The 8,065-nt window shown below is 69.7% G+C and carries 7 protein-coding genes; 3 read left to right on the top strand and 4 right to left on the bottom strand.

All coding sequences use genetic code 11. The annotated features are described in order from the left end of the window. The first annotated feature begins 260 nt into the window (after positions 1 to 260). Entirely contained in the window at positions 261 to 1,628 is a 1,368-nt protein-coding gene (locus AC31A1_RS41565; protein WP_489658274.1) for a nucleobase:cation symporter-2 family protein, read from the top strand. A gap of 87 nt (positions 1,629 to 1,715) precedes the next feature. Here the strand turns inward: AC31A1_RS41565 and AC31A1_RS41560 are convergent, their stop codons facing one another. Both AC31A1_RS41560 and AC31A1_RS41555 read right to left on the bottom strand, forming a co-directional pair. After that, the gene (locus tag AC31A1_RS41560; RefSeq protein WP_489658273.1) at positions 1,716 to 3,002 is read right to left on the bottom strand and encodes an SGNH/GDSL hydrolase family protein; all 1,287 of its coding nucleotides are present in this window, start codon (positions 3,000 to 3,002) and stop codon (positions 1,716 to 1,718) included. Positions 3,003 to 3,077: 75 nt separating this feature from the next. Further along, entirely contained in the window at positions 3,078 to 4,403 is a 1,326-nt protein-coding gene (locus AC31A1_RS41555) for an extracellular catalytic domain type 1 short-chain-length polyhydroxyalkanoate depolymerase (RefSeq protein ID WP_489658272.1), read from the bottom strand. 237 nt (positions 4,404 to 4,640) lie between these two features. Here AC31A1_RS41555 and AC31A1_RS41550 point away from each other — a divergent pair, with 237 nt between their 5' ends. Next, complete coding sequence (locus AC31A1_RS41550; RefSeq protein WP_489658271.1) at positions 4,641 to 5,612, top strand: pectate lyase family protein; 972 nt, start codon at positions 4,641 to 4,643, stop codon at positions 5,610 to 5,612. Between the two features lie 32 nt (positions 5,613 to 5,644). After that, positions 5,645 to 6,439 (top strand): pectate lyase, encoded by a 795-nt coding sequence (locus AC31A1_RS41545; RefSeq protein ID WP_489658270.1) that lies wholly within the window; start codon positions 5,645 to 5,647, stop codon positions 6,437 to 6,439. Between the two features lie 71 nt (positions 6,440 to 6,510). Here the strand turns inward: AC31A1_RS41545 and AC31A1_RS41540 are convergent, their stop codons facing one another. Together AC31A1_RS41540 and AC31A1_RS41535 are read right to left on the bottom strand one after the other, a co-directional pair. Next, positions 6,511 to 7,050 carry a GNAT family N-acetyltransferase gene (locus tag AC31A1_RS41540; RefSeq protein WP_489658269.1) on the bottom strand — a complete coding sequence of 180 codons (540 nt, stop codon included), beginning with the start codon at positions 7,048 to 7,050 and terminating at the stop codon, positions 6,511 to 6,513. Between the two features lie 43 nt (positions 7,051 to 7,093). Continuing rightward, positions 7,094 to 7,849 (bottom strand): PaaX family transcriptional regulator C-terminal domain-containing protein, encoded by a 756-nt coding sequence (locus tag AC31A1_RS41535; RefSeq protein ID WP_489658268.1) that lies wholly within the window; start codon positions 7,847 to 7,849, stop codon positions 7,094 to 7,096. Between the last annotated feature and the right edge of the window lie 216 nt (positions 7,850 to 8,065).

Below are 8,065 nucleotides of genomic sequence, written 5' to 3'. Positions count from 1 at the left end.
GGGCGGGTGGGAGGCCATCGAGCGGGCCGAGGCGGAGTTGGGGGTCTCGCTCGGGCGGGGTGGTGTGGTCAAACTGCCGGACTGGGCGGCCCTGCTGGCGGCGGCACGTGAGGCGCGCACATAGAGATATGTGGGGCGCACACATAGCAGCCGGGCAAGACACACGGCGGCAACAACCCAGAAATCAACAAACTGTTCAAGGCGCCTACGGTCTCGAACTGTTCGCACGTTTCTCCCCTCTCCGCCGCTCAGGAGTGCCCATGGCCACGACCACCCCCGTGCATCCCGTCGACGAGGTCCCACCCGTCCGGCAACTGGCCGCCTTCGGGCTCCAGCACGTGCTCGCGATGTACGCGGGCGCGGTCGCGGTGCCGCTGATCGTGGGCGGGGCGATGAAGCTGTCGGCCGCCGATCTGGCGTATCTGATCACCGCGGACCTGCTGGTGTGCGGGATAGCGACGCTCATCCAGTGCATAGGTTTCTGGCGGTTCGGCGTGCGGCTGCCGATCATGCAGGGCTGTACGTTCGCCGCGGTGTCCCCGATGGTGCTGATCGGTACGACGGGCGGCGGACTGCCCGCGATCTACGGCTCCGTGATCATCGCCGGGCTCGCCATCGCGCTCCTGGCCCCCGTCTTCGGCAGGCTGCTGCGCTTCTTCCCGCCGCTGGTCACCGGCACGGTGATCCTGATCATCGGTCTGTCGCTGCTGCCGGCGGCGGGCAACTGGGCGGCCGGCGGTCAGGGCGCCAAGGACTTCGGTGAGCCGAAGAACATCGCGCTCGCCGCGTTCGTCCTCGCGGTCGTCCTCGGTGTGCAGCGGTTCGCGCCCGCCTTCCTGAGCCGCATCGCGGTGCTGATCGGCATGGCCGTGGGGCTCGTGGCCGCGGTGGTGTTCGGGTTCACGGACTTCAGCGGGGTCGGGGACGCCGACTGGGTCGGCATCAGCACCCCGTTCCACTTCGGTACGCCCACCTTCCACGCCTCGGCGATCGTGTCGATGCTGGTGGTGGCGCTGGTGACGATGACCGAGACGACCGGTGACCTGATCGCGGTCGGGGAGATGACCGACCGCAAGATCGAACCGCGCTCCCTCGCGGACGGGCTGCGTGCCGACGGCCTCTCCACCGTCCTCGGCGGCGTCTTCAACACCTTCCCCTACACGGCGTACGCTCAGAACGTCGGCCTCGTCGGCATGACCCGCGTCCGCAGCCGCTGGGTCGTCGCCGTCGCCGGTGGCATCCTCGTCGTCCTCGGCCTGCTGCCCAAGCTCGGCGCGGTCGTCGCGGCGATACCGGCGCCGGTGCTCGGCGGCGCGGGTCTGGTCATGTTCGGCACGGTCGCCGCGAGCGGTCTCCGCACCCTGACCCAGGTCGACTTCAAGGACAACCACAACCTCACCGTCGTCGCCGTCTCGGTGGCCGTGGGCGTGCTCCCGGTCGGGGTGCCGACGATCTACGCGCAGTTCCCGGACTGGTTCCAGACGGTGATGAACAGCGGCATCAGCGCTGGCTGCCTGACGGCGATCGTGCTGAACCTGCTCTTCAACCACCTTCCGTCGAAGGGGAGTTCCCCCGCGGCCAATACTGCGGCTCCCGCCGGCGCCGTCGCGGAGGAGCCGGTCGTCTAGGGTCCGACCGGCGGAAATCCTGCCTCGGACGCGGGGCGTGACACGCACGACGGCCCACCCACCGGCACCGAATTCCCTACGCCCCGATCAGCGCAGCAGTCCGGCGGGGACCGTCGCGGCCAACACCCCGTACCCCGCCGGATTGAGATGCAGCCAGTCGCCGACCTGGAGGGACGGGAGCAGTCGGCGCGGGTCGGCGGGGTCGCGTACGGCGCGGTCGAAGTCGAGGACCGCGTCGAAGCAACCGGCCGTGCGGATCCAGGAGTTGACCGCCCGGCGGGAGGACTCGCGTTCGCCCGCCGGGTCGTCGTAGGTGTTGCCGCCGAAGGGGAGCAGGGTCGCGCCGTAGACGCGGATGCCCTGGGCGTGGGCGCGGACGACGATCTGGCCGTAGGCGGCCAACAGGTCTTCCGTGACCTGGTGTTGGGCGGCGGGGGTCGCGTCGGCGGTGCCGATGTCGTTGACGCCCTCGAAGACGATGAGGCGGGTGACTCCGCTGCGCGAGAGGACGTCGCGGTCGAGCCGGGCGAGGACGTTGGGTCCGAGGCCGTCGTTGAGGACGCGGTTGCCGCCGGCGGCCTGGTTCAGGATCGCCACGGACGCGGTGGCGGGGTGGGTGCGGAGGCGGTCGTAGAGCTGGTCGGGCCAGCGGTCGTTGGCGTTCGTCGTGGAGCCGCGACCGTCGGTGAGCGAGTCGCCCAGGATCGCGACGGCCGTGGTGGCGCGCGGGGCCAGGACCTCGACGTCGCTCAGCAGATACCAGTGGTCGACCGGGGTCGCCCCGGGCAGCAGGTCCTGGTCCTCGGTGTGGTCGCCGGTGCGCAGGTACGACGTCGTGCGTGAACCCGGGTGCGAGGTGAGCGCGAGCGAGGGCTGGCCCGTCGCCAGGTAGGCCGTCACGGTCAGGACGGACGCCGGGCGCAGGTCCAAGTCCAGTGGGTCGGAGACCAGTTGGGCACCTACGGGGACGGTCGCCGATCTGCGCCCGGCGAAGGTGACCGGTCTGCTGCTGCCGGGCACGATCGCGCTCGCTCCCGCCCTGCCGTCCTGCGGGAGCGCCAACGTCACCGCGGTGAGCGGGAGCGGGGTGTCGCCGTAGGCGTTGGAGAAGCGCAGGCGCAGTTTCCGGCCTCCGGTGGTGACGCGGAGCGTCTGGCGCAGGGTGGTGTCGACGAGGACCGATCCGGTCCCGGTGAACGGCGCGGGTGGCAGGTTGCCGGGCTCGGTGAGCTGGGGCATCGCCGTCCAGGTGTTCACCCAGTGTGTGACGGAAGGGGCCGAACTCCCCTCGGCGCGTGCTGGGTTGGTGGCGACCAGGGCCGACAGTGCCGTTGTCGTCGTGGCGACGATCGCTGTCCGTCTCGTTGGCTGCACGGAACCGGCCTTCCTCTGGCGGGAGTTGGGGGCGGGGTGCGTGCCGGAGGCGTCGGGCACGCACCCCGGAGTGGCTCAAGCGACCGTGCAGGCCGTTCCGTTGAGCGTGTAGGCCGTCGGCGCCGCGCTGTTGCCGGTGTGGTTCGCCTGGTAGCCGATGGTCACGCTCGCGTTGGGGGCGATCGTGCCGTCGTACGAGGCGTTGGTGGCCGTCACCGTGCCGGAGGCGGGGGCGTACGTGGCGCCCCAGCCGTTGGTGATGGCCTGGCCGGTGGGCAGGGTGAAGCCGAGCTGCCAGCCGTTGACCGTGCTCGTGCCGGTGTTGGTGAGCGTCACGGAGGCGGTGAGGCCGGTGTTCCAGGCGCTGGTCGTGACGGTCACCTTGCAGGGGCCGGTCGAGGGCGGGGGCGTGGTGCCACCGCCGGTCAGGCCGAAGAAGGTGAGGACGCGGGCGCCCATGCCATAGGTGTAGAGGTTGTGGGTGACACCCTGGAGGCTGATCGCCTCGACGGGGGCCTGGTCACCGGTGGCCCCGTAGCGGGTGCGGGTCCAGCCGGTCGCCGGGGAGTCGGTGGCGGCCGGGGTCTGGCTGACGCCCAGCACGTTGGTCCACTGTTTGATCTCCTCACCGAAGTTGGGGTAGCGCAGCGTGTCGTCCGCGGTGCCGTGCCACAGCTGCATGCGGGGGCGGCGGCCGGTGTAGCCGGGGTCGGCGCCCCGGACCAAGTCGCCCCATTGCTGGGGGGTTTGGACGACCGTGCCGTTGGCGCAGGCGGTGTTCCACTCGGAGCCGTCGGTGGTGGCGAAGCAGCCGAACGGCACGCCGGCGAAGGCCGCGCCGGCCGCGAACACGTCGGGGTAGTCGCCGAGGAGGACGTTCGTCATCATCGCGCCGGAGGAGATGCCCAGGGCGAAGACGCGGGAGGTGTCGGCGGAGTAGGTGTTCGTCACCCAGTCGACCATCGACTTGATGCCGACCGGGTCGCTGCCGCCGTCGCGGTGCAGGGCCTGGGCCGAGGAGACGTCGAAGCACTTGCTGGCGCGGGTGACCGACGGGTAGACGACGATGAACCCCAACTGGTCGGCCAGCGAGGCGTATTCGGTGCCGGAGTACATCGCCGGGCCCGATCCCCCGCAGTAGTGCACGGCCACGACGACCGCCGGGTGCGCGGTGACGGCGGCCGGGACGTACACGTACATCTGCAGGTTGCTGGGGTTGGCGCCGAAGGCGGTGACCTCGGTGAGAGTGGCGGTGGGGACGGCCTCGGTGCGGGCGGCGGCCGGGGGCGCCAGGAGGGTCAGGGCCGCGAGTAAGGGCACCAGCGCTCCGAAGAGGGCGACGAGTACCGAACGCGGCGGTTTTCTCGATGACTTGAGGGTGTCGGCGGCTGTGGGGCGCACGTCATCGTCCCTTCTGATCGCGGCTCGTGCGGCATCTTTCGGGGAGAACAATCGGCATCGTGACATGGACATGGGCGCCATGGAAGCGCTCCCACGCTTCGAATAGTTTCTGCACAAGCGTTGACTAGAAAGCGCTTGCACCCTACGTTCCGTTCAGAAGTGTGACCGCGCGGTCCTTCATGGCGTACATCGTTCACGTACACGATCACTCCACTCCCCCAGAAGGGACGCACCCGCATGCGTACTCGCCCCCCACATCCACATCCCCGACGATCAGCCCTGGCGGCGGTCGCCCTCGCCGCGGCGGCCGTGCTCACGCTCCCCCAGTCCGCCTCCGCAGCCGACGCCTCGCCGGTCGGTTTCGGTGCCGGGACGACCGGTGGCGGCAGCGCCACGGCGGTCACGGTGTCGACGCTGGACGCCTTCAAGTCGGCGGTCACCGGCAACAGTTCGAAAGTGGTCAAGGTCAACGGGCTGATCTCGCTGAGCGGTCAGGTCGACGTCGGGTCCAACACGACGGTCCTCGGCGTCGGTTCGGCGTCCGGGTTCACCGGTGGCGGGCTGCGTCTGAAGAAGGTCACGAACGTCGTCGTCCGCAATCTGAACATCAGCAAGCCGGTCGCGCCCGCCGACGGCATCACCGTGCAGGCCTCGACGAAGGTGTGGATCGACCACAACGCCTTCTCGTCCGACCTCGACCACGGCAAGGACTACTACGACGGCCTGGTCGACATCAGCCACGCCTCCGACTACGTCACCGTCTCCTGGAACACCTTCAAGAACCACTACAAGGGCTCGCTCGTCGGCCACAGCGACAACAACGCGAGCGAGGACACCGGGCATCTGCGGGTGACGTACCACCACAACTGGTTCGACCAGGTCAACTCCCGTATCCCCAGCCTCCGTTTCGGCACCGGGCACTTCTACGACAACTACGTCGTCGGCGCCGAGACGGCCGTGCACTCGCGCATGGGCGCCCAGATGTTCGTCCAGAACAACGTCTTCCGGGACACGGAGGTCGCCGTCACGACGAACCGGGACAGCGACGTGGACGGCTACGCCAACCTCAGCGGCAACGACCTCGGTGGAGCCGCCACCGAGATCTCGCAGGTCGGCACGTTCACCAGCCCGCCGTACAGCTACACCGCCGAGCCCGCCTCGACCGTCGTCGCCTCGGTGACGGCCGGCGCGGGCACCGGAAAGCTCTGACCACTCCCCCACCTCGGAGAAGGAATCGGGACATGACTTCTTCCGCACGATCACGCGCGCTCACCGGCGCTCTGGCCGCCCTCGGCCTCTCTATTGGCATGATCATGGCATCCGGCGCGCTCTCTCCGGCCAGCGCCGCCACCTGGCCCACCGCGAGCGGCAGCCAGGCGGTGACCTCGACGATCTCGGTCTCGGGCACCAAGGACTACGGGATGCTGCGCCTGTACGGCAGCGGTGACCTGGGCACGGGCAGCCAGGACGAGGACCAGGGCCCCATCCTGGAACTGGCCCCGGGTGCCGTCGTCAAGAACGTCATCATCGGCTCGCCCGCCGCCGACGGCATCCACTGCCTGGGCAGTTGCACGCTGCAGAACGTCTGGTGGGAGGACGTCGGCGAGGACGCGGCGACCTTCCTGGGCTCCTCGTCGTCCAACGTGTACACCGTGAACGGCGGTGGCGCGAAGGGGGCCAGCGACAAGGTGTTCCAGTTCAACGGTGCCGGGACGCTCAACGTCTCCAACTTCGCGGCGCAGACCTTCGGTACGTTCGTCCGCTCGTGCGGCAACTGCAAGACGCAGTACAAGCGCACGATCAACCTCAACACCATCGAGGCGACCTACAAGGGCAGCCGGATCGTCGGCATCAACACCAACTACGGTGACAGCGCGACCCTGAAGGCCATCACGATCGTCGGGGACACCAGCAAGAAGATGATCCCCTGCCAGAAGTACATCGGGAACAACACGGGCGCTGAGCCGACGACCAACGGCACGGGCGCGGACGGGACTTACTGCAAGTACGCGTCCTCGGACATCACGTACAAGTAGGCCTTCCACGGTGACGGCGGCCGTACGAAGCGTCCCCGCACGGCGCTTCGCACGGCCGCTCCGGCACGAACTCAGCCCGGCGGTACGGCCGTTGACCGCATGCCGAGCCACTGCTCGGCGTCCCATGCCTCGAACCGCTCCACCTCGGTGAACCCCAGCTTCGCCGCGAGGCGCATCGAACGGGTGTTGGCGCTCTGGGTGGTGAGCACCACCGGCTCGCCGGGAAGGACCCCGTCGAGCCAGCCGAGCGCCGCCGAGCACGCCTCGACGGCGTACCCGAACCCCCACGCCCGTGGCAGGAACAGGTAGCCGAGATCGACCTTCCCGTCGACGGCCGGGCGGATGTGCCCGGCCGCTCTCCTGAGCAGGATCAGGCCGATCATCGCCCCGTCGAGCTCGACGACGAGGCTCCCGGGCCGGTGCTCGGGCACCTCGGGCGTCTTGCGCTCAAGTTCGTCACGCGGGCGGGGGCCGCCGAGGTAGGTGTGCACCTCTGGAGAGGCGAGCAGTTCGATGAACGTCGCACGGTCCCGCGCCTCGGATCCACGGAGCGCGAGCCGTCCGGTTCCGATCGGCTCAGGCGGCCAGTCCGCGAGTCCCAGATCTTCCATCCGCGCACGCTAACAGACAGTCACACCGAGCTGACGAAGCGGCCTATGCCGGGTTCGCCAGCGTGGTCGCGATCAACTCCCGCCGGTGGCGGGTGTATTCGGTGCGCAGAGTCGCGCCCGGCCAGTCGGCGGGCAGGAGTTCAGGAGGCAGAACCGGGTCGGCGAGCAAGTGCCGTACGGCGGCGGCGAGGACGGTGAAGCGGTCGGCCGGGTGGTCCGCGGTGGCGGTGATCCGGTCGAGCAGCGCCTCGGCCGTCTTCGCCCAGGCCTCAAGTGGCCAGAGGGTCGCGGCCAGTTGGCGGGCGGGCTCCTCCGGGCGGGTGGTGAAGTGCCGAGCCACCGCGCCGAGTTCGTCCGGCCGCGGTCGTAGCAGATTGGCCGGGCGGAGCCAGACTCCCTCGCGGAGTTCCGCGAGCCGGAGGGTGGTCAGCTTGCCGCGCAGGTCGGCGCGTTCGGCGGGGCCGCGGCCGATCGCGGTGACGACGGTCATCTCCCAGTCGCCGTCCCAGGTGCGGGTCTCGGGGTGTACGGCGGCGTCCTGGCGGCGCTGGCGTTCCAGCAGGCGGTCGCTGAGCCGGTAGACCGCGTCCGTGGTCCGCAGGTCTCCGGCGGCCACCATCCTGCTGAGCGCGGCGCGGAGCGTGGAGCCCGCGACACCGAGGGGTTCGACGGCACGCAGCAGATCCCGTACGGGCAGCTCGGGCGGGTGCGTGCCCAGCAGCAGGCTGAGGACGACCGACCGCGCGGACAGCGGGCGCGGGTCCACCTCGCCGGGGCCTTCTGACACGTTCATCCGCATGGCCTCGTACTCTACGTGGCGATTCTCGTGTTACATCATTGATGCGACCGCAGTGATAGTGCAACACTTCACCTATGGCCCAGACACTCGCGCACATACCGCCGCAGCCGCGGAACGCCACGCACGACGTCACCAACCAGCCCCCGCCGCTGACCCCGTACGACGCCTCCGAGGACGCGGCCCTGCTGGAGGGGCTGCGCCGGGAGGGTGCCGGGT

Source organism: Streptomyces sp. P5F9, from assembly GCF_057961495.1.
Note: the sequence above shows the minus strand (reverse complement) of the source record. Positions and strands in the feature narration are given on the sequence as shown.